We start from the raw sequence: 20,029 nt of genomic DNA on the forward strand, positions 1-20,029 counted from the left end.
GACGCCTGCCTCCGCCGGAATCTGCGAAGTATTCCAGATTGGCGGGATTGAAACAACGCGGGGCGTGGAAACGCGAGCCTTAACCTGTGGTTCGCAGCCCAGAGGCGACTCCCTGGATTGTCAGCCGGACAAGCTGCCTGAGACGTTCGACGGACGCGTCGTCACCGGAATCCGCGGCTGTCCGGAGACGTCGAATCAGTTCAATTTGAATCAGATTCAGCGGATCGACGAAGGGATTCCGTTCCTGGATGGACTGCTGCAGCCACGGCGTTTCCGCCAGCAGTGAGGGCTGCCCGGTGATCATCAGGACGGAGGCCCGGCTCTGCTCGAACTCGCCGGCGATCATCGACCACAATCGCCTGCCGATTTCCGGATCGTCGACGAGCTCGGCATAGCGTTGCCCGATGGCAATGTCGGCCTTCGAAAGCGCCAGCGTCGCGTTGTCGATGATCGCTTGAAACATCGGCCAGCGCTCGTACATCTGCTGGAATTCGGACCAGTCGCCATTCCGTTCCTGGACGGCTTCCACGAGAGCGGTCCCCAAGCCGAACCAGGCGGGAAGGAAGTGCCGGTTTTGCGTCCAGGCGAACGTCCATGGAATCGCCCGCAGGTCAGACAGCGACTTGCGTTCGCGACGACGTGAGGGTCGTGATCCGATCGGCATTCGCTCAATTTCCGAGATCGGAGTTCCCTGATCGAAATAGGCCAGGAAACCGGGGGCTTCCACCAGTTCGCGATAGCGCAGGTATGACCGTCGGGCGAGACGTTCGAGTTGCCCCGTCCACTCGGACGGAGGAGTCTCGGCAGTCCCTCCGCTGACCAGCAGCGTCGCCCAGGTGACCTGCTCCAGATGCCGGAAGGCAATGTTGGCGTCGTCGTAGCGTTCGGCGAGAACTTCCCCCTGTTCGGTCATCCGCAGGCTGCCGTTGATGGAGTCGGGAGGGAGCGACAGGATGGCCCGCGCGGCGGGGCCGCCGCCGCGACCCAATGAGCCGCCGCGCCCGTGGAACACGACGAGGCGAATCCCGTGCTTGTGGGCGACTTCCGCGAGTTTCTCCTGGGCCTGGTACAACCCGACGCTCGCCGCCAGATATCCCCCGTCCTTCGTACTGTCGGAATATCCCACCATGATGATCTGCTGCGGCTCGGCTTCGCCCGAGGTTCCCAAATAATCCCTGTATTGGGGAATTGACAGCATCTCGTCGAGAATTTCGGGGCCGCGACGCAGGTCGTCGATCGTTTCGAACAGCGGCACGATCGGCAGATAGGCCAGCGGTCGCTGGCCATCGCCGGGGATGGCCTTCCAGGCCCATTGCCACAGCGCCAGCACCGCCAGGACGTCGCTCGAATAATGCGTCATGCTGATGACTTGACCGCCCAGCCGTTCGGCTCCCTGAGACCGGATCGTCCGAGCCAGCAACTTGAACAGCGACAACGTCTCGCGGGCCATGTCCGACAGATTTTCCTGCAGCACGTCGTTGCCGACGGCGAGACCCTGCAGCAGCAGCGACTGTCGCTCGACTTCTGTCGCCGCCCCGTAGTCCAGGCACTTGCCGCCGCACTTGAACATCTCAGCCAGCACTTCGACATGCACGCGAGAATCCTGCCGGACATCCAGCGTCGCGAAGTGCAGACCGAACGTGATGATCTGATCGACCCAGTCGTCGACGTAACGGGCGGCGATGCGATCTCCGCGATGCTGAACCAGGCTCCTACGCAGCAGAACGACGTCCGCCAGCAGCTCTCGTGCATCGCGATAGGCGAAACTCTCGCTCGATGAAGCGCCCGTCGATGCGAGCGCCGCCGAGAGACGAGTTTCGATGATCTTGAGCCACCGCCGGTAAACTTCCACGTCGGCAACCGTCTCTGCCGCCGCCCGGAGGCCGGCGAACTTCGACAGCGTCGCCTGCATCGCCGTCTGGAACTCGGGGGAAACCGCGATCCGGCGATCCGACATCACCAGCAATTGCGAAATCCGCCGACACTCCGCGAGGTGCCGTTCGATCGCCGCTTTCCGGAGGACATCCAGCGTCCGGGCCGTCAGGTCCGCGGTGACGTAGGGATTGCCATCCCGGTCGCCGCCGATCCACGACCCGAACTTCACAAAGGCCGGCTGGCTCTCCGGTTCCGCCGGGAGATCTCCATACTGAGACTTCAGCGCGGCGCGAAGTTCGCCGCGCAGGCGGGGGGCGACTTCCCAGAGATTGTCGAAGAAAAACAGCCCGCGCTCGACTTCCTGCATAACAGTCGGCGGCTGCGGGCGCATCAGGTCGATCTGCCACAGCAGCGCCAGCTCGCTCAGCATTCGCTCGTGGGCGGCGGTCTCCTCCTGAGGCAACAGAGTCACACCGTGCGTGGCTCGCAACTCCTCGCGCAACTGCCGGATAATCCGCCGTGTCGTTCGTCGTTTGGCCTCCGTCGGGTGGGCGGTAAAGACCAGATCGACGCACAGCTTGTTGAGCAAAGTCTGCATCTCCGAGGGCGACTTCCCGGCCTGCTTCAGAGACGCTACGGCCGCCGCCAGCGACTCCGGCCGCGGTTGACGACCAGCAGCCAGTTCGCGTTCGCGGAGCACGCGCACCCGCTGCAGATCCTCGGCGAGGTTGGCGAGATCGAAGTAAATGCTCAGCGCCCGAACGGCGACCGCGATTTCTTCCTCGTCGAGCTGTTGAATTCGGCTGGCGAGCCGATCGTCAGCCCCCGGCAGTCCCACGCGGCGTTCGCGAGCCAACTGCCGCAACTGGGAGATCAGCCGACAGGACTCTTCTCCCGCCTGCTCGGTGACGATCTGTTCGAGCAGATGCTGGAGCGTTTCGACATCATGTTTGAGGACGGGAGGTTGCGACATGGTCGTCGGTCTTCAACGGGCGTGGTGGTTCGAGTGACTGGAGGCTCCGGACGCTTGAGTCCGCCGGCATCCTACCGTGCACGTTCGGGTCCGGAAAACGCGTGCCCGATTTCTAATGCCTCACCCGAAAGCCTGTGCGATCCGATTGCTCGATTTTCGGGCAGCCCTGCGCACGCCATAGGCCGGATCACTCGCAAATGCCTTTCGATATCGCAAGTCGATCGTGCTTGCGAATTGATCGGCCGGCTCGGTCTGAGACTCCGCTCGACTCGACTTCCGAGCCAGACTAGAATTACCCTCTCCAACAGATAATTCGGTGGATGCGCGATGACGGTCGGCGAAGAGTTCTCACAGGATTCCGAGTTTGCGAAGCTGTTGTCCCGGCGACGCGACGTCAACCTCGTCGTCGCCGCTCTTGAAATCGCCCGCGACGCACAGCCGCAGCTCGATTTCAGCCATACTCTCGAATGGATCGCCCGGCGGGGCGAAGAGCTTCGCGGACCGGTCGCCAAAGCCCGCAACGAGCGACACGCCCTGAAAGAACTCGCCCGCTGCCTTTCCGGGATGCACGGCCTCCATGGAGATCGCAACGCATTTGACGAGCCGGCAAGCAGTTACGTCAATCGCGTGATTGAAACCGGCGTCGGCATTCCGATCAGCCTGTCGGTCGTTTACATGGCCGTGGCCGATGCTGCGGGGATTGAGCTCGCAGGCGTCGCGACACCCATGCACTTTCTCACGCGGTTCGATTCGGTCGACGGTCCGCTGTTTGTCGATGCATTTCATGCCGGTCAGATTCTCAAGTACCACGATTGCGTCACCTGGCTGGAATCGATTTCTGGTCTCGACGATGCTCAGGTGCTTCAGTCGCTCGAACCGGCGACTCCTCGGGAAATCATCCTGCGGATGCTGAATAACCTGAAAGCATTGCATCTCAAGCACGAAGACTGGCAGCAGGTCTGGCGGGTTCAACAGCGACTGACCGCCCTGATGCCCGGTTCCTATCAACATCAGCGCGACCTGGCGCTGGTTGCGATCAGGTCCAACCGTCCAGGTATTGCGATCGACCTGCTTGAGGATTGCCTGAGCGTCTGCGACGCCGAAGAGAAAGCCCTCCTGCTGACGCATCTGCAAGCCGCCGAGCGGATGCTCGCCGGCTGGAACTGACCGCTCCGCCGTTTGCGGCGTGCCGCAATTCCTCCGGATTTCCGACGGAAATTCCGATTTGGGGGATTCTCGCGGACGGCGTACAGGCGTAATCTGATGTCCCGCGGCAGACGCCGCGGTTGATATTCTTGTCGCTGTCATTTCCGACATCCGAATCTTCGTCGCATCTCAGTCCGATATTCCGTTTCAGGAAGATGCAGGCTCCATCATGGGAGGCATTCCCTGGAGATGGCTCGTTGGCTCCGTCGTCGTGATCGGCTTGACCTCGGTCTGGATTGCTCCTGAACCCGTCGCCGAACGGATGACGGCCGCCCCCGCGCGGCAACTGATCGAGTCTCTGGGCGACATGGACGACCACGTCTGGCGCGCGGCTGCGGACGAGATCCTCAGGCGCGGCGCTCGTTGCATCCCGGATTGCATCGCGGCCATTCCGCAGGCTCCCGCAGAGCTTCGCCTGCGACTCTTTTATGTGCTGGAGCAGGAGTTTCTGTCGTCGGAAACTCGGACTGCCGAACTCGCCGAGGAGTCGCTGGAAGAATTCCAGCGTGGCGTCCGACTGGATCTGTCGATGCCCGCTGACCGAATTCTGAACGAGAATGCCGGGTTGCGAACAAACCGGGCGCTGATCCGGATTCAGGAACTTGGGGGTATCTACCGACCTCTCGATTCGGCCCGTTCCCGCGAGTCGGCATCGGCCGGACTGGTCCTGCTGGACCACCGCTGGCACGGCGGAAATGCGGGGCTGATCCACATCGAACGAATTCGCGGGCTGTCGCAATTGCATATTCATCCCGGCGCCCAGTTGTCCAAGGCCGCATTCGATGAGGTCATTCGCCGGCTTCCGCGGACGCATGTCGTGTTCGAAGGTCAGGGGTGCCTGGGAATCGAAGGCGAAGACAGCGGGTTTGGATTTCATGTCAGGGGGGTCGGGCGGAACACGCCCGCAGCCCGCTGCGGAATTCAGCCGGGCGACGTCATCATTGATTGCGACGACTTTGCGCAGCCTCCAGCGACACCGGTCGCGGTGAGAGTCACACGCTATGCGCCGGGGCGCGTTGTGCGGTTGCATGTGCGTCGCGCTCGATCCTGTTTCTCCGTCAGCGTTGAGCTGGGCGACGCGTTCGGCAAGGGAACCTGCACGTGCACCGGAGAACCGGATCCGGCCGATTCCAGCACGGCAGATTTGCCGGCGAATGGCCGGCCGAGCGTCCGTCCGGGGGAGCCGACGCCGACGTCCCTGGCGGATTCTCCCGGCGCACCGCGCTGAAATTTCCGCAGAATTTCCGTCGCCCGGCGCGGCCCGGCTACAATCGGCAAAGCTGACAGTTTCCGGTCCTCTGTGAAGATTCGATTCGCCCATGTTGCATTCTGTGATTCTGGCCGGCGGCAGCGGGACGCGATTCTGGCCGCAAAGTCGACGGCAGTTGCCGAAACAATTTCTCCACCTCAGCGGCCCCGAGACATTGATCCAGACCACCTGGTCGCGATGCCGTCAACTGGTGGCTCCGGATCAGTCGTGGGTCGTGACCGGCGGCTCGCTGGTGGCGGAAACCGCCCGCCAGCTCCCGGACATTCCCGGCGAGCAGATTCTGGCCGAGCCTTGTGCGCGCAGCACTGCGCCGGGCCTGGCGCTGGCGGCGCTGCATCTAGTTCAGGTCGATCCCGAAGCCATCATGCTGGTGCTTCCCGCCGACCAGGTGATCGAACCGGCAGAAGAATTCGTCCTGGCCGTCCGCCAGGCGGAACAGTTCATCAAACACTCTCCCGAAGCGTTCGTGCTGTTCGGCGCCCCTGCAGAATTGCCTTCGACCCGCTACGGCTACGTTCACTGCGGAGCAGAAGCGGTGACGGGAGGCGCCCGCACATTTCGCGTGGCAGGTTTCCAGGAAAAGCCAACGATGCTGGAGGCCGCCCGTTATGCGGCGACCGGCGAATACTACTGGAATTGCGGAATCCTGGTGACGCGGGCCGAAACGCTGCTCCGTTCGCTCGCACACCTGTCTCCCGAGCTCCATCAGGGGTTTGCCCAGATGCGAGCGGCGTTCGGCGGCCCCACGTGGGAACAGACGCTGCAGGAACAGTTTGCAGTGCTCCCTTCGCTGGCGATCGACCGTGTCCTGCTGGAACGCGGAGACAACGTCTACATCCAGGAGGCGACATTCGCCTGGGACGATGTCGGGACCTGGCAGGCTCTGGCCAAACTCCTCCCGCGTGGCAAGGACGGGAACTCGATCGACGGCCCCTGCTGCGGCGTCGAAATGGAGGGGTGTCTGGTCCGCACGACACGCGGGCACCTGATCGCGACCGTCGGCGTCAAAGACCTGATTATCATCCACACTCCCACCGCGACGCTGATCGCCGACAAACGGGATGAAACCGGCCTTCGCAAGCTGATTTCCGAGCTTGATCGAAAGGGGTGGGCAGAGTACCTCTAGGACCGGCGACGTCCACGTTCCGTCCAAGTTCGCCTTGACGGTCCGGCGAAATTCTGGGATCGATTGCCATTGTGCAGCAGGAGCCTCAGGATGTGCTCCGAGAACTTCGGAGGATTCCGAGGCGACGCCACCACGGATCGGTTCATGCACATATTCTTCTCTGTCGGCGAGCCCAGCGGCGATCAGCACGCCGCCCATCTGATTCAGGAACTGCGGCGTCGCGCGCCCGGCCTCCGCGTCTCGGGATTCGGCGGGCCGCAAATGGAAGCGGCTGGCTGCAGCCTTCTCTTCCCGCTGACCACGATGGCCGTAATGGGTGTGTTCCGCGTCATTCCCATGATCTGGAAGTTCTACGGCCTGTACCGTCAGGCTCGCGAGTACCTGCAGCGGCATCAGCCTGATCTCGTCGTCCTGGTCGATTTCCCCGGATTCAACTGGTGGATTGCGAGCGCCGCCAAGCGCGCGGGCATTCCCGTCGTCTACTACCTGCCGCCGCAACTCTGGGCCTGGGCGCCCTGGAGAATCTGGCGGGTCCGCAAGTACGTCGACCTGGTGCTCTCGGGGCTGACGTTCGAAACCGACTGGTATGCCGAACGCAAGATCCCCGTGCTCTACGTCGGCCACCCGTTCTTCGACGAAATCGCCGAGCACCGGCTCGATGAGGCGTTTTGCCGCGAGTGGACCAGCGCCAAAGCTCCGACGGTCGCCCTGCTGCCCGGATCGCGAACGCACGAAGTCTCCGGAAACTGGCCCGTCATCGTCGAAGTCGCCCGCCGCCTGCACCAGCGGCATCCCGACGTCAATTTCCTGGTCGCCAATTACCGCGAAAAGCAGCGGGGCGAGTGCTCGAACTACCTCCAGAAGCACGCTCCGGAATTACCAGTCACCTGCTTCGTCGGGAAGACCTCGGAAATCATCGAACTCGCCGACTGCGCCCTGATGGTCTCCGGCTCCGTCAGCCTCGAACTGCTGGCCCGTCGGACGCCCGCGGCGGTGCTCTACCAGTGCAACTGGCCCACCTATATCCTTGGTCGATTGCTGGTGACCTGCCGATACATGTCACTCCCCAATCTGATCGCCCGTCGGCAGATCATGCCCGAGTATGTGTGCGTGGGCGATCCGGAAGCCGTGGTCCGGCAGCTCGTGGTCGATCTCGACACCTGGCTCAGTCAGCCGGCGGCCCTGGAACATGCCCGGACGGAGCTTGGCGAGCTCCGTGAGCGAATCCACAGTACGGGCGCCACCGGACGCGTGGCCGGACTGCTGCTGGAGCGACTGCAGCCGGCGGAAGTGGCAGATCGCATCGCCGCCTGAACGGCTATTTCCTCGGCCGTCAAACGCTTTCCAGCCCGCTGAAGGGGACGTCGGCGTGCAGCTTCGCGGCGCCCCGACGAACCTGTCAAATTCGCGATTCAGCCCGATTGCTTGAATCTCTTCGCGGGATTGGTACGCTGCAGCAGTTTTGCGCGCATTCAACCCTGTCCGGGCGGTCTTCCCCTGGACAGCCCGCCGCCCGTATATCGACCGGTTGCCGCCTTCCCCAGACGGCATCCGGTCGCTGTTTAACCACCCGCAGCAGAAACCGACGCCCGCCGCAGTGCCGGACCTGACCGGTCCCGGATCGCGGTCCGCCGGAGGAACCAACTGTGCCTCGTCGCGACGATCTGAAGAAGATTCTGATTATCGGTTCCGGCCCCATCGTCATCGGGCAGGCCTGCGAATTCGATTACTCCGGAACCCAGGCCTGCAAGGCATTGCGCGAAGAGGGCTACGAGGTCGTTCTGGTCAATTCCAATCCCGCGACGATCATGACCGACCCCGGGACCGCGGATCGGACCTACATTGAGCCGATTACCTGGGAATATGTCGCCAAAATCCTGGAAGTCGAGAAGCCCTGCGCGGTGCTGCCGACGCTCGGCGGTCAGACAGGTCTCAACACGGCGATGGAGCTGCACCGCCGCGGAATCCTCGAACGGCTCGGCGTCGAGCTGATCGGCGCCCGGGCTGACGTGATCAAGAAGGCCGAAGAACGCGATCTGTTCAAACAGGCCATGCTGAAAATCGGCCTCGACGTCTGCAAGAGCCGGGCTGTCCGCAACATGGACCAGGCCTATCAGGCGCTCGAAGAACTCGGTCTGCCGATGATCATCCGGGCCAGCTTCACGCTCGGGGGGACGGGCGGCGGCGTCGCCTACAACCGCCAGGAATTCGACGAAAAAGTCCGTAAAGGACTCTCCTTGTCGCCGGTCAGCGAGGTGCTCCTCGAAGAGTCCATCATCGGCTGGAAAGAATACGAGATGGAAGTGATGCGCGACGTTGCCGACAACGTCGTCATCATCTGCGCCATCGAAAATTTCGATCCGATGGGGGTCCACACCGGCGACTCGATCACCGTCGCCCCCGCCCAGACGCTGAGCGACAAAGAGTACCAGCGGATGCGCGACGCGACGATCGCCGTCATGCGGGAAATCGGCGTCGAGACCGGCGGCTCGAATGTGCAGTTCGCGATCGACCCGAAATCGGGCCGGATGATCGTCGTCGAGATGAATCCCCGCGTCAGCCGTTCCAGTGCGCTCGCGTCCAAGGCGACCGGCTTCCCGATCGCCAAAATCGCCGCCAAACTGGCCGTCGGCTACCGGCTCGACGAGCTCGCCAACGACATCACCCGCGAAACGCTGGCCTGCTTCGAACCGACCATCGACTATGTCGTCACCAAGATTCCCCGCTGGACCTTCGAAAAATTCCCCGAAGCCGACACGGAACTGACCGTCCAGATGAAGTCGGTCGGCGAGACGATGGCCATCGGCCGGACTTTCAAGGAATCGCTTCAGAAGGCCCTTCGCGGCCTCGAAATCGGCCACTTCGGGCTCGGAGGCGGCTCAAAGGACTTGTGGGGCGGCGATCGCCAGCCCTCGACCGACGAAATTGAAAGCAAACTGGCCCGCCCCAACGAGGAACGGATCTTCTACATCCGGTATGCGTTCAAGGCAGGGATGACCATCGAGCACATTCACGAGCTCACCCGCATCGACCCGTGGTTCCTGGAGAATATCCGCCAGTTGCTCCTCGCGGAGGACGAAATCAACGCCGTCGGCCGGCTGGACGCCGTTTCGCCGGCGCAGATGCGGCGGTTCAAGCAGTACGGATTCTCCGACCGGCAACTCGCCTACTGGTGGGACTCGATCGAACCGGAAGTCCGCGCCCGACGGGTGGAGCTGGGCGTGATCGCGACGTTCAAGCAGGTCGACACCTGTGCGGCGGAGTTCGAGGCGTACACCCCATACTATTATTCGACGTACGAGTCCGAGGACGAGGCTCCCGGACCGCGGACCGACGGTAAGCGGCGCGTCGTCATCCTCGGCGGCGGACCCAACCGGATCGGCCAGGGGATCGAGTTCGACTACTGCTGCTGCCAGGCCTCGTATGCCCTCCGCGAACTGGGCATCGAGAGCGTGATGGTCAACTCCAACCCCGAAACCGTGTCGACCGACTACGACACATCCGATCTGCTGTTCTTCGAACCGCTCACCACCGAAGACGTGCTCAATATTTGCGACCGCCTGCAGCCGGACGGCGTCATCGTCCAGTTCGGCGGCCAGACGCCCCTGAACCTCGCCCGCGGACTGGAACGGGCGGGCGTCAAGATCATCGGGACCAGCCCGGCGATGATCGACGCCGCCGAGGACCGCGAGCAGTTCCAGGCGATCCTCAATAAGATCAACCTGCGGCAGCCGGAGAACGGGATCGCCGTCGATGTCGCCGGCGCCCGCCAGATCGCCAACCGCATCGGTTATCCCGTGCTCGTCCGTCCCAGCTTCGTGCTCGGCGGTCGCGCGATGGTAATCTGCTACGACGAAGATCAGGTGCAGCGGTATATGATCGAGGCGGTCTCAGCCTCGCCCGATCGCCCCGTGCTGATCGACAAGTTCCTGGAAGACGCCATCGAGGTCGACGTCGACGCCATCTCCGACGGCGAAACGACGCTGGTCGGCGGCGTGATGGAGCACATCGAAGAAGCCGGCGTTCACTCGGGCGACTCCGCCTGCGTCCTGCCCCCTTACTCGCTGCCCGATTCCGTCGTGCAGGAGATCAAGCAGGCGACGTATGCACTGGCGGCGGAACTGCAGGTCTGCGGCCTGATGAACGTGCAATATGCCGTTAAGCATACTGGCGGCGAATACCAGGTCTACGTGCTGGAAGTCAATCCCCGCGCCAGCCGGACGTCTCCGTTCGTCTCCAAGGCGACGAACCTTTCCCTGGCCCGCATGGCAGCCAAGGTGATGGTCGGTACGACGCTCAAGGAACAGGGCATCACGACTGAAGTGACGCCGAAGCACGTTTCGGTCAAGGAAAGCGTCTTCCCGTTCAACCGCTTCGCCGGCGTCGACATCATTCTCGGTCCAGAGATGAAATCGACGGGTGAGGTGATGGGAATCGCCGACGACTTCCCCGTGGCCTATCTGAAGAGTCAGATCGCGGCGGGAAATGCCTTGCCGCGGACGGGAGCGGTCTTCATCAGCCTGTGCGGCCCGCACAAATACCAGATCATTCCTTCCGCCCGCCGGCTGAAGGAAATGGGTTTCCGAATCGTGGCCACCTCCGGCACCGCCCGCGTGCTGCGGGAAGCCGGCATCGAGGTCGACATCGTCCGCAAGCTGCAGGAAGGCCGGCCGAACCTGCTCGACCTGATGGCCAACTCGGAGATCCAGTTTATCTTCAACACGCCCAGCGGCAAGGGGCCGCGGACCGACGAAGGCCGGATCCGCGCCGCCGCCGTGATCAACGGCGTCCCGTGCGCCACCACGCTGCCGGGCTGCATCGCGGTGGTCCAGGCACTGGAAGCCCTCGCCCGCCAGCCCGAACCGCAGGTCTGCACCTTGCAGGACTGGGCGAAGAAGGGGTAGGACTCGGTGACATGCTTGCCCGGGACCGCAAGAATTTCACCCGTCGCCGATTCCGGTCCCGACTTCGCAGGCCCTCCAGGCTACTTGCCAAGAAGACTGTCGATCTGCTCCTTGGTCCCTTCGAAATCGTCGGCGTGCAGCAGCGATGCGACATTGCCCCGCTTGTCGATCAGCAGCGTGGTCGGACAACGGGTGACGCCGTAGTCCGCCATGACCCTCCCCTGGATCGGGCTTTCGATTCCTTCAAATTCCGTCCGACTCCTGTCGACCAGGGCGACGCGGAAGGGGAGATCCTGCCCGCCCCAGAGTTCCGACTGCGGAAGCTGGTCCAGCCAGAAGTGGTTGAAGACGCCGATGATGACAACTTCTGTTTCGGGATAGGACGCGCGGAGCTTCTTGAGCGTGGGAATCGAAGTATTCCAGCCGTGATCCGAACGATCCCAGAACGCCAGAATGACCACGCGGTCCCGCAGATCGACCATCCGGACGGCGTCGCCGAAACGCCATTCCTCGACGCTGCGCAGCTCGGGGGCCGGCTGGCCCAGCAGCTTGGCCAGGGGAGAGGGACGCAGGCGAATCGCAGGAAGCGTCGGTGGCGGGCCGTCGGGTTTCACGGTGAAGTTCACCGTTTCCGGGATTGCGAGCGGGTGGGTGATCTTCAGGGCGAAGTCACCGGGAGGCAGTTGGAGAGCAAACGGGCTCGTCACCGAATCGCGGTACACGACCGATCGACGCCTTGACTCCAGACGGAACGAAATCGTTTCGTCAGTCGGTGGAAGGGCTTCAGTCGATACGGAGACGGCGACTTCTTGCAGGGGGGCCATGCGAAGCGTCGTTTCCGGAGATTTCGAATCGGCATGCAGTAGGCCGATCGCTCCTTCTCGCTGGACTGCATCAATGGCGACGATCATGGCTTCCGTGTCATACTCGCCGAACAGAGAATTGCCGCCTGGAAGATCGATGTGCCCTTCTGCGTCGGTGGCGGGATAGTTTCCCGACGTTCGTAGTCGCCCCTCCAGGCCGTCTCGATCGCCGGCCAGTTCGTAGAAGTTCAACGACAGGGGATGGTCGGTATTAAGTCGGATCTGCTGCCCGGCCGCCGGCAGGCCTGAACTGTCGAGGATCTTGACACGAAACGTCCGGTTTTTCATCTGTGACGTGATGGATCGACGATCGGGTTCCCCGCGCAATTCAACGCCTTCCAGAACTTGCCCCTCCTTCAGATCCACTTCTACAACGGTCCCGCGCGGTTTCAATTGAATCCGCTGCCGTCCCGGGCGGATAAACTTCAGCTCGAACGAGCCATCCTCCTTCACTTTAACGGTCGGATCGTAATAGCGGTTCTCGCGCAGATCGGCCGCCTGCGCGGTGACCTCGCGATCGCCGACGATGCGGTCGCCGTCGATCACCAATCGTCCGCGAACCGTCGCCGGGCGGCTGAGCTTGAAGTCGAAATTGTCGAACGACTGCCCCGGCTTCGTCCGGAGCGGATCGGAAACCGTATTCGCCCAGTTCCGCCACTCGGAGTAATCGCCGTCGTGCGCCATCAGGTTGTATTGAAATCCGTTGCCGGCCGGCATGACCACCCGATAGCTGCCGTCGCTGCCGGTCCGGGTGCTGTAGCGGGTGTCGCCGGTCAGCGAGTTGCCGGAACCAGTCTTCGCCGGTGCGACCGTGGCCCCTTCCACCGGCTTGCCGTCCGGATCGTAAACGTGGCCGCTGAAGGTGACTCCGCGCTCGACTTCGATCGTGACCGGCGGCATCCCGACCGACAGGTTGAACGTCAGGTCGTCGAAATTGCGCTGCCGGCCGTCGCGTTCGATCTCGCGTCGCTGGTGCTCGTGGACCGCGTCCGTCGACCACCAGCGGCCCAGGATTCCGTGCCGGTAGCAAGGCGTTTCGCTGCAGGATTCCGGCTCGCCCTGGCCGACATTGAATTCAAATTCGCCCGGCAGCAAGCCGTCGATCACAATTTTGCCCTCTGCGTCGGACACGCCGAGGACGCTGGCGTCGAAACACTTCCACAACACGACTTTCTCGACGGGCTGTCGCGTTGTGGCGTCGACCACACGAGCTTCGAAGCGCACGGCGGGCTTGAGACCGATGTCCAGCGGCTTCGCTTCCCCGTGGGCCACTTCGAGCCCGGTGGTGCGGGAGACGCCGACGCCGGGGACGCTCACCTGAATGTCGTACGTGTCCGGGAAGACGTACATGCGATACTTGCCGGCGGAATCGGTCGTCGTCAGCGTCGTCGGACCGGGGATGACGGCGTGAAGCGTATGTTTTTCCCCTTGCACGCCCTTGATCGTTGCCCTGGCAACCGGTTTACCGGCCGAGTCTCGCACCGTCCCTTCGATCCAGGTCTTCTTGTCGAGACGCATCAGGGCGAATTCGCCGACGGGCCATTCCGTGAGATGCATCGGTGAATAGCCCGGTTTGCTGTAGCGGATTTCGACGTTCGGGTCGTCGTCGCCGACCTTCAGACGGAATGCACCATTGGCGTCGGTCGTTGTTTCGTTGCCGGCCTGGAACGTCCACGCGTCAACCTGCACGCCCGCGAGGGGCTGGAACTGCTCGTCGAAGACGATCCCGGCGAGTTCGCCCGGCTGCATGTCGCGAAACTTGTCCTGCGACAACGCCGTCAGCTTCGTGACCATCTCCTGGAGCTTGGCGTTCTCGGCCTGGTCCGGCTCTGTCGTTCCGGCGGGCGGGCTTTCCGGAGCGACCGGCGGCATGGATGCGGACTCAGTTGCGACGGGCTCTGCAGGCGAGCTCGGGGCCGGCGAAGCTGGCGGTTCGTCCGACGCACGCACCAGCGACAGCGACACCGTGGCCGCAACGGCCGCCAGGAGAGTGGCGGCGACCGCGCCCCCCGTCACGACGCGGCGGTTCTGGTGCGGATCGAGAATGGTGCGCAGCCGGCCTTCGAGCCGGGGCGCGTCGGCCATCGCGAGAGCAACCGATGCCGCGCCGGCCGGGCAAAGATTCGCGGTCAGCTCCAGCAGAAGTGCGGCGTAGTCGCTCGGCTTCATGTCGCGGCGCAGGACGTAGTCGTCGCAGGCTCGTTCGCGTTCGACACGCATCTGGCTGACGGCCCACCAGGCCAGCGGATTGAACCAGTAAGCGGCTCTCGCCAGTTGCCCGACGACCATGCTCAATGGGTCGCGGCGACGCAGATGCGCCAGTTCGTGCAGCAGCACCGCCTGCAGGTGACCGGCTTCCCAGGCGTTGGCGGCGTCCGGCAGGAGCAGATGGCCGCGCAAGACTCCCCAGACCATCGGCATGGCGTTGCCGGGACTCACGTGCAGCACCGGCGGCGTCATCCGCAGCTCGCCGGCCGCTGCAGTCAGGGCGTCGTGCAGCACTCCGCAGCGGACGGCAGGAAACGTCCCGCGGAGCCGGAAACCGGCCCAGGTTCCGACAACGAGCGGAAGCAGCATCAGTCCGGCTCCGATGCCCCACACCGTCAGGAGGAGAGATCCGGATGAAAGCGCAGCACGGTGGTTCGGTTCCACACGTTCCGCCGGCCTTTCTGCGATCAATCCTGGAGCGCCGGGCATGGGGAGCAAGTCCCCCTCGTCGTCGACCAGGAGCTGAGCACGCGGTCGCATCTTCAGGGGTCTTGCAGCGCCGGCCTGTTCGGTCGCAGTTGCAAGTTCTCGCGATTCGGGAGCGGCGGGAACCCAGGCCGACGCGTCTGCGGGGAGATGCCAGATGAAGGCTGGAGGCAGCAGCATGGCCAAGGCCGGGAGCGCGAGCAGCATTGCCAGCGAGACGACCCAGAGGAAGTGCCGGGTCGACGCAGATGCGCTGCGCAGAACCGAGCACGCGATCGCGGTCATCAAGAGGAGCAGAACGCTCTTTGCTGCAGCATCGGCCAGAAGCGATTCCATTGCACATCCCTGCTCATGGTGAAAGAACGACCGGGGTGCCGACTGGCAAAGCGAGTTGTGAAAGCTGTCGCTGGAGGCTCAGCGTCCGCCGGCTCGGGCTTGCTGGATCAGCTCCTGCATCCTCTGGAGCTGCTCGTCGGTGAGCGTTTCCTTGCTGGCGAAGTGCGAGGCGAGGGCTTCGTCCATCGCACCGCCGAAAAAGACATTCAGCACGTGCTGCAGGGCGTTGGTTCCCGCGCGGGCCTTCGACTGCTTCGGCAGATAGACGACTTCGCGTCCCTGCGTGCGGCGACGCAGATGCCCCTTTTCTTCGAGGATCTGCAGCATCCGCCGCACAGCCATGTCGGTAGGCGGGTCGGGCAACCCCTCCCGGATCTGGCGCACTGTCGCTTCGCCTCTGGCGAAGATGATGTCCATGATCTGACTCTCCCGGCGCGAATGGGGAGCAGGCGTTGTCATGACGGGAATCCCACGTTCGGTGAGCAGATTCGGCGAGCGCTAATTTATTAGCGGAGATGGCAGTTCCCGTCAAGATCGTTCGCTAAAATTTTAGCGACTGAGGGCGGGGATTCGATTTGCCGACTTCTGCATCCTGACCGCCGCAATCTTCGCGACGTCGATTGACGCCGACGGGGGGCCTCGGCGAGCTTCATTCGCACGGCGATCCTGCGACATCCGCCAACCCCTCCGCCTCCCGCTCCAGCAGCCACCGTTTCAGATCCACCCCCCGCGGAGCGGAAAATCCGCCCAACCTCCCGCCGGAGGCTACCACGCGGTGGCAGGGAATCAGAATCGGAATCCGGTTCGACGCCATCACGCCTCCCACCCCGCGGGCCGCCCGCGGGGTGCCCGCCCGGCGAGCGATCTCGGCATACGTGGCCGTCTGGCCATAGGGAATGGCGCGAACCGCTTTGCGCACGGCCACTTGAAATGCCGTGCTCTCCGGAAGATCCAGTTTAATGTCGGCGAAGTCATCGACAGCGCCGTGGAAATAAGCCTGCAGGCGGGCCGCCAGTTCCGGCGCCCAGTCGGACTGCCGCCAACTGTCGCCATACATCGACGCCGCCTGATCAATGACCGTTTGCCGATCCGCGTGCCCCAGCATCAGCCCACAGACCCGGCCATTCCGGCCAGCCAGCCCCAGCCAGCCGCTGGCGGTCGAAAAAACGCAAAACTGGACTTCTTCGCGATTTCCCGCCGACTTTTGACCGATCGACTCGCGGGCGACTCTTTGACCCATGACCGAACCCCCTATAGAATATGCAAGATGGCCGCAGGCGGTTTCCGTGTGCGGTCGTGGCCTGAGGAGGGCCGTCGCTGGTGACCAGTGCTGACGTGAGCCGTGCAGCGGACAAGTCCCGGAAGACTTCCGGGCGGAGTCGTTGCCGTCACGTCTTTCTTTATTTAAGGATGCTGCGATGTACGCCTACGCGTCGCTGGCGGACGACTTCTACGTCAACATGACTCTCAACACGGAGATGGCACTCCCCGCCGGTCGCGAAACCATTCTCAGCTTCTTCGAACGCGTCCAGAAAAAATACCCCTCGCTCCGCAATTTTTACACCCGCGACAACGGCGATTTCGTTCTCGAAGAGGACAAGGAGCAGGTTCAGCAGCGGTGGATTTCGCTCGAACCCCGCCGGATCTGCAGCGGGCATATCAACCCCGATAATCCCGACGAATCCTTCGAGCAGCACTCGCTGCTGCTCGAACTCGTTCCGTACATGCTCTCCGTCAGCCCGCTCGACTGCGAAGCCCTCGACTACATGCTCGGCTTCGACTTCTCCTACCGCGGCAACCACGACGCGCTCGTCGCCGAGGCGCTCGGCGTCAATCACTCGCTCGAAGGATTAATCAACGTCCCCGGTTCGCAGCTCCTCAATTACGAGCCCTCGATCACCATCAGTCTCGACGACACCTGCCGGCGCCAGGCGCGGCTGATGATCGAAACGCGAACCAACGCCTACCAGGTCCGCCGGGGCGAATTCCCCGAAGAGCAGATCAGCGTCTACTTCACCGTCCGCCAGTACGGCAGCCTCGATTCTTCCAAATCCTACGCCGCCACCCTCCAGGAGCTGCGCAACTCCTGCGAAGAGCTGATGGAACAGTCCGTCATCGAACAGGTGCTGCGCCCGCTCCAGCAAGCCACCTCGGCCCGCTGACCGCCGCATATTCCTCCCTCCGAAGCCGCTCCCCGACGCCCAAGGATTTCTGCATGGCTCCGCAACTGAGTGAATTCGCCCGCTCCCTGACCGTCGAAACCGCTTTCAGCGTGCTCGCCGTCGCCAAAGCCCTCAAGGCCGCAGGCAAAGACGTCGTCGAACTCGAAATCGGCGACAGCCCGTTCGACAGCACCTCCTCGGCGAAATCCACCGGCGTCCTGGCCATTCAGGAAAACAAGTCCCACTATTGTCCGTCCCCCGGGCTCCCCGAGTTCCGCGAGACCGCCGCCCGCTTCGTCCGCGAAGAATTCGCCATCCCCGCGAAGGCGGAAAACGTCGTAGTGGCCCCCGGCGCCAAGGTCTTCGAACAATTCTTCTGCGAAGCCTTCCTGAATCCGGGCGACGGCGTCCTGGTCTTCAGCCCCTACTTCCCCACTTACGTGCCCAACATCCTTCGCCGCGGAGCCCGTCCGGTCTATTCGTCCCTGAAACAATCGAACGGGTTCCGTCCCGAGATGTCCGAGATCGAAAAGTTCCTCAAGACCGATCCCTCGCCACGGGCAATCTTCTTCAATTCGCCGCACAACCCCACGGGGGGCGTGATGACCGAGCAGGATATGCGCGACGTCGCCGACCTGCTCCGCGGAACCAACATCGCCGTCTTCAGCGACGAACCCTACTGCCATATGGTCTGGGGCGGGAAACACGTTTCACCGCTGGCCCAGCCCGGCATGCTCGACCAGTGCGTCGCCGCCTACACCTTCAGCAAGTCCTACAGCATGAGCGGCTGGCGGCTGGGGTTCGCCGTGGCGGGCGCCGAAGTCGCCGACGCCATCAGCAAGATGATCAACACGACCCTCTCCTGCACGCCCCCCCTCGTGCAGCTTGCCGGCAAAGCGGCCCTCGAGCGGGACTCCGGCGAACGCAACGACCAGATGCAATTGTTCCGCCGCAAAGTGGAACTGCTGACCGCCGGGCTCAATCGGCTCGACGGCTTCCGCTCGCTCGATCCGGCCGGCACGTTCTACGTCTTCCCGAACGTCAAGCCGATCTGCAACCGGCTCGGAATTACCAGTCACGGCCTGGCGCTCTACCTGCTCGAAGGCGCGGACGACAAGTTTGGCGTCGCCTGTCTCGGGGGCGAATGCTTTGGTGAAGCGGGCGGCGGCTTCCTGCGATTCAGTTGCGCCGAGCCCGATGATCGTCTCCAGCAAGCGCTGGCGTTCCTGCCGACGGCGATCGGCCGCGAGGATCGCGTCCAAGCCTACCTGGAAAAGCACCCGAAGTTCAAACTCGCCAAGCCCTACGAAATCGACTGAGAGTTGTTCGATAGGGGTGGCACGCCCAGAGACTTTGCGATGGGCGCGTTCTTGAGGCTGTGCAGGCCACGCCCTTCGAAGACTCAGGGCGTGCCACCCGACTCGCTAAGACTCCAGCACGAGCACTGCCGGGACGGGGACTGCCGTTCCCTTCACGCTGATGCTGAGGTGCGGCCAGTCGATGGCTCGTGTGAGGACCTCGGCCCCCTTGGGCGTGGTCAGCAGCGTGTCGCCGCAGGCGATCGGGCCGACCGACGGATGCCAGTGGAGCGGAACCCCCGCTGGCAGCCGGAATTCGCTGTTGGGAGTCAGCGGAACGGCCCCATACTGATATTCGCACAGGCTGGCCTGATCGGCGAGCCGCCACTCTTCATCCGCGCCCGATTTTTCGTAGATCCGGCGAATGCGGTTCCAGATCTCGAAGAATTCCCATTCCACCTGCGAGAAGAACAGGCCGGTCGCGTGGACCATCGCGGCCTTCTGGAACGCGGCCAGCAGTTGTTCGGGCGGCTCCCCGAGCGAAATCGTCCGGGCGGCGCCGACGTTCAAACCGCGAAAGCGGCCGACCGCCGCGACGGTGCAGAACTTCTGAATCGGCGAATCGGACCAGGTCCAGTGCCGGAATCGGATCGCCCGCCCGTCGGCGAGAATCTGCATGCGGAACGGGTGCACCTCGTGCTTCAGCAGGCGGTGCGAGAGCTCGCCAGCCGTTTCGGCTTCGGTCCGGCCGCGGACGATGGCCCGGGCCGTCGCTTCCACGGCATGCGCCACTCGTCGCCCCGCCTCCCGCAACTGCGCATGTTCGTATTCGGACAACGGCGTTCTCAGCCCGAGCATCCGCAGGCCGATATCGGTTGTTCCGGGGAGCGGGGCGTCGCTGGCAATCTTCCGCCCGCGGCACAGATCGCCCAGCATGACCTGCCTCGGCTCGGTCCACGGACGCTCCTTAAGCTGAAACCCCAGCCCCGGCACGTGGTGCTCGAACAGCTCGGCGGTATCGGCATTCCCGCAGACGACGACCCGGGCATCCGGCGTGATAAACAGCGCCGCCGTGGTTTCGCCGGAGGTCCCCCGGCTCAAGTCCGCTCCGGCCGTCAGCCAGGCCAGGTTGCAAGGCTGCTGCAGCGCGAGTCCTGCGTAGCCCTCGCGCACGAGAAATTCGCTGACGAGCTGATGCCGCCGGTTCACCTCCGCCAGGCGATCCAGATCGACGGCGGCGAATTCTCCCGATGACAACGGCGTCGAAGCGTCCAGAATGACGGGCATCGTGCAATTCCCAGACTGCAGGTCTGACGTGTCGC

General features: G+C 63.4%; 12 protein-coding genes. 7 read left to right on the top strand and 5 right to left on the bottom strand.

Translation table 11 applies throughout. The features are described 5' to 3' along the window. Positions 1 to 79 precede the first annotated feature (79 nt). The gene (gene ppc, locus SH412_RS01985; protein WP_336521829.1) at positions 80 to 2,848 is read right to left on the bottom strand and encodes a phosphoenolpyruvate carboxylase; all 2,769 of its coding nucleotides are present in this window, start codon (positions 2,846 to 2,848) and stop codon (positions 80 to 82) included. A 327-nt stretch (positions 2,849 to 3,175) separates the two neighbouring features. Here ppc and SH412_RS01990 point away from each other — a divergent pair, with 327 nt between their 5' ends. The 5 genes from SH412_RS01990 to carB all read left to right on the top strand — a co-directional run bounded on the left by SH412_RS01990 (position 3,176) and on the right by carB (position 11,354). Continuing rightward, positions 3,176 to 4,015, top strand: a complete 840-nt coding sequence (locus SH412_RS01990; protein WP_336521830.1) for a SirB1 family protein — start codon at positions 3,176 to 3,178, stop codon at positions 4,013 to 4,015. A gap of 208 nt (positions 4,016 to 4,223) precedes the next feature. Continuing rightward, positions 4,224 to 5,282, top strand: a complete 1,059-nt coding sequence (locus tag SH412_RS01995; protein ID WP_336521831.1) for a PDZ domain-containing protein — start codon at positions 4,224 to 4,226, stop codon at positions 5,280 to 5,282. Between the two features lie 91 nt (positions 5,283 to 5,373). After that, positions 5,374 to 6,450: a mannose-1-phosphate guanylyltransferase gene (locus SH412_RS02000; protein WP_336521832.1), complete on the top strand. Its 1,077-nt coding sequence runs from the start codon at positions 5,374 to 5,376 to the stop codon at positions 6,448 to 6,450. A gap of 144 nt (positions 6,451 to 6,594) precedes the next feature. Continuing rightward, a complete protein-coding gene (lpxB, locus tag SH412_RS02005) occupies positions 6,595 to 7,764 on the top strand; it encodes a lipid-A-disaccharide synthase (RefSeq protein ID WP_336521833.1) in 1,170 nt (389 codons plus the stop codon). 332 nt (positions 7,765 to 8,096) lie between these two features. Further along, the gene (carB, locus tag SH412_RS02010) at positions 8,097 to 11,354 is read left to right on the top strand and encodes a carbamoyl-phosphate synthase large subunit (RefSeq protein WP_336521834.1); all 3,258 of its coding nucleotides are present in this window, start codon (positions 8,097 to 8,099) and stop codon (positions 11,352 to 11,354) included. Positions 11,355 to 11,434: 80 nt separating this feature from the next. Here the strand turns inward: carB and SH412_RS02015 are convergent, their stop codons facing one another. The 3 genes from SH412_RS02015 to SH412_RS02025 all read right to left on the bottom strand — a co-directional run bounded on the left by SH412_RS02015 (position 11,435) and on the right by SH412_RS02025 (position 16,487). Then, entirely contained in the window at positions 11,435 to 15,247 is a 3,813-nt protein-coding gene (locus SH412_RS02015) for a carboxypeptidase regulatory-like domain-containing protein (protein ID WP_336521835.1), read from the bottom strand. 78 nt (positions 15,248 to 15,325) lie between these two features. After that, on the bottom strand, positions 15,326 to 15,706 hold the full coding sequence (locus tag SH412_RS02020) for a BlaI/MecI/CopY family transcriptional regulator (protein WP_336521836.1): 381 nt from the start codon (positions 15,704 to 15,706) through the stop codon (positions 15,326 to 15,328). Between the two features lie 190 nt (positions 15,707 to 15,896). After that, positions 15,897 to 16,487, bottom strand: a complete 591-nt coding sequence (locus tag SH412_RS02025) for a methylated-DNA--[protein]-cysteine S-methyltransferase (protein ID WP_336521837.1) — start codon at positions 16,485 to 16,487, stop codon at positions 15,897 to 15,899. Positions 16,488 to 16,665: 178 nt separating this feature from the next. Here SH412_RS02025 and SH412_RS02030 point away from each other — a divergent pair, with 178 nt between their 5' ends. Both SH412_RS02030 and SH412_RS02035 read left to right on the top strand, forming a co-directional pair. After that, positions 16,666 to 17,409 carry a hypothetical protein gene (locus SH412_RS02030; RefSeq protein WP_336521838.1) on the top strand — a complete coding sequence of 248 codons (744 nt, stop codon included), beginning with the start codon at positions 16,666 to 16,668 and terminating at the stop codon, positions 17,407 to 17,409. Between the two features lie 53 nt (positions 17,410 to 17,462). Continuing rightward, the gene (locus tag SH412_RS02035) at positions 17,463 to 18,728 is read left to right on the top strand and encodes a pyridoxal phosphate-dependent aminotransferase (RefSeq protein WP_336521839.1); all 1,266 of its coding nucleotides are present in this window, start codon (positions 17,463 to 17,465) and stop codon (positions 18,726 to 18,728) included. Between the two features lie 105 nt (positions 18,729 to 18,833). On the opposite strand, the gene SH412_RS02040 is transcribed toward SH412_RS02035, so the two are convergent. Beyond that, a complete protein-coding gene (locus SH412_RS02040; protein ID WP_336521840.1) occupies positions 18,834 to 19,994 on the bottom strand; it encodes a M24 family metallopeptidase in 1,161 nt (386 codons plus the stop codon). Between the last annotated feature and the right edge of the window lie 35 nt (positions 19,995 to 20,029).

The organism is Planctellipticum variicoloris, from assembly GCF_030622045.1.
In the GTDB taxonomy this organism is placed as follows: domain Bacteria; phylum Planctomycetota; class Planctomycetia; order Planctomycetales; family Planctomycetaceae; genus Planctellipticum; species Planctellipticum variicoloris.

Bases quoted from the DNA above. Each gene is read 5' to 3' on its own strand.
- ppc (WP_336521829.1), bottom strand. From the start codon at position 2,848: ATGTCGCAACCTCCCGTCCTCAAACATGATGTCGAAACGCTCCAGCAT.
- SH412_RS01990 (WP_336521830.1), top strand. From the start codon at position 3,176: ATGACGGTCGGCGAAGAGTTCTCACAGGATTCCGAGTTTGCGAAGCTG.
- SH412_RS01995 (WP_336521831.1), top strand. From the start codon at position 4,224: ATGGGAGGCATTCCCTGGAGATGGCTCGTTGGCTCCGTCGTCGTGATC.
- SH412_RS02000 (WP_336521832.1), top strand. From the start codon at position 5,374: ATGTTGCATTCTGTGATTCTGGCCGGCGGCAGCGGGACGCGATTCTGG.
- lpxB (WP_336521833.1), top strand. From the start codon at position 6,595: ATGCACATATTCTTCTCTGTCGGCGAGCCCAGCGGCGATCAGCACGCC.
- SH412_RS02015 (WP_336521835.1), bottom strand. From the start codon at position 15,247: ATGGAATCGCTTCTGGCCGATGCTGCAGCAAAGAGCGTTCTGCTCCTC.
- SH412_RS02020 (WP_336521836.1), bottom strand. From the start codon at position 15,706: ATGACAACGCCTGCTCCCCATTCGCGCCGGGAGAGTCAGATCATGGAC.
- SH412_RS02025 (WP_336521837.1), bottom strand. From the start codon at position 16,487: ATGGGTCAAAGAGTCGCCCGCGAGTCGATCGGTCAAAAGTCGGCGGGA.
- SH412_RS02030 (WP_336521838.1), top strand. From the start codon at position 16,666: ATGTACGCCTACGCGTCGCTGGCGGACGACTTCTACGTCAACATGACT.
- SH412_RS02035 (WP_336521839.1), top strand. From the start codon at position 17,463: ATGGCTCCGCAACTGAGTGAATTCGCCCGCTCCCTGACCGTCGAAACC.
- SH412_RS02040 (WP_336521840.1), bottom strand. From the start codon at position 19,994: ATGCCCGTCATTCTGGACGCTTCGACGCCGTTGTCATCGGGAGAATTC.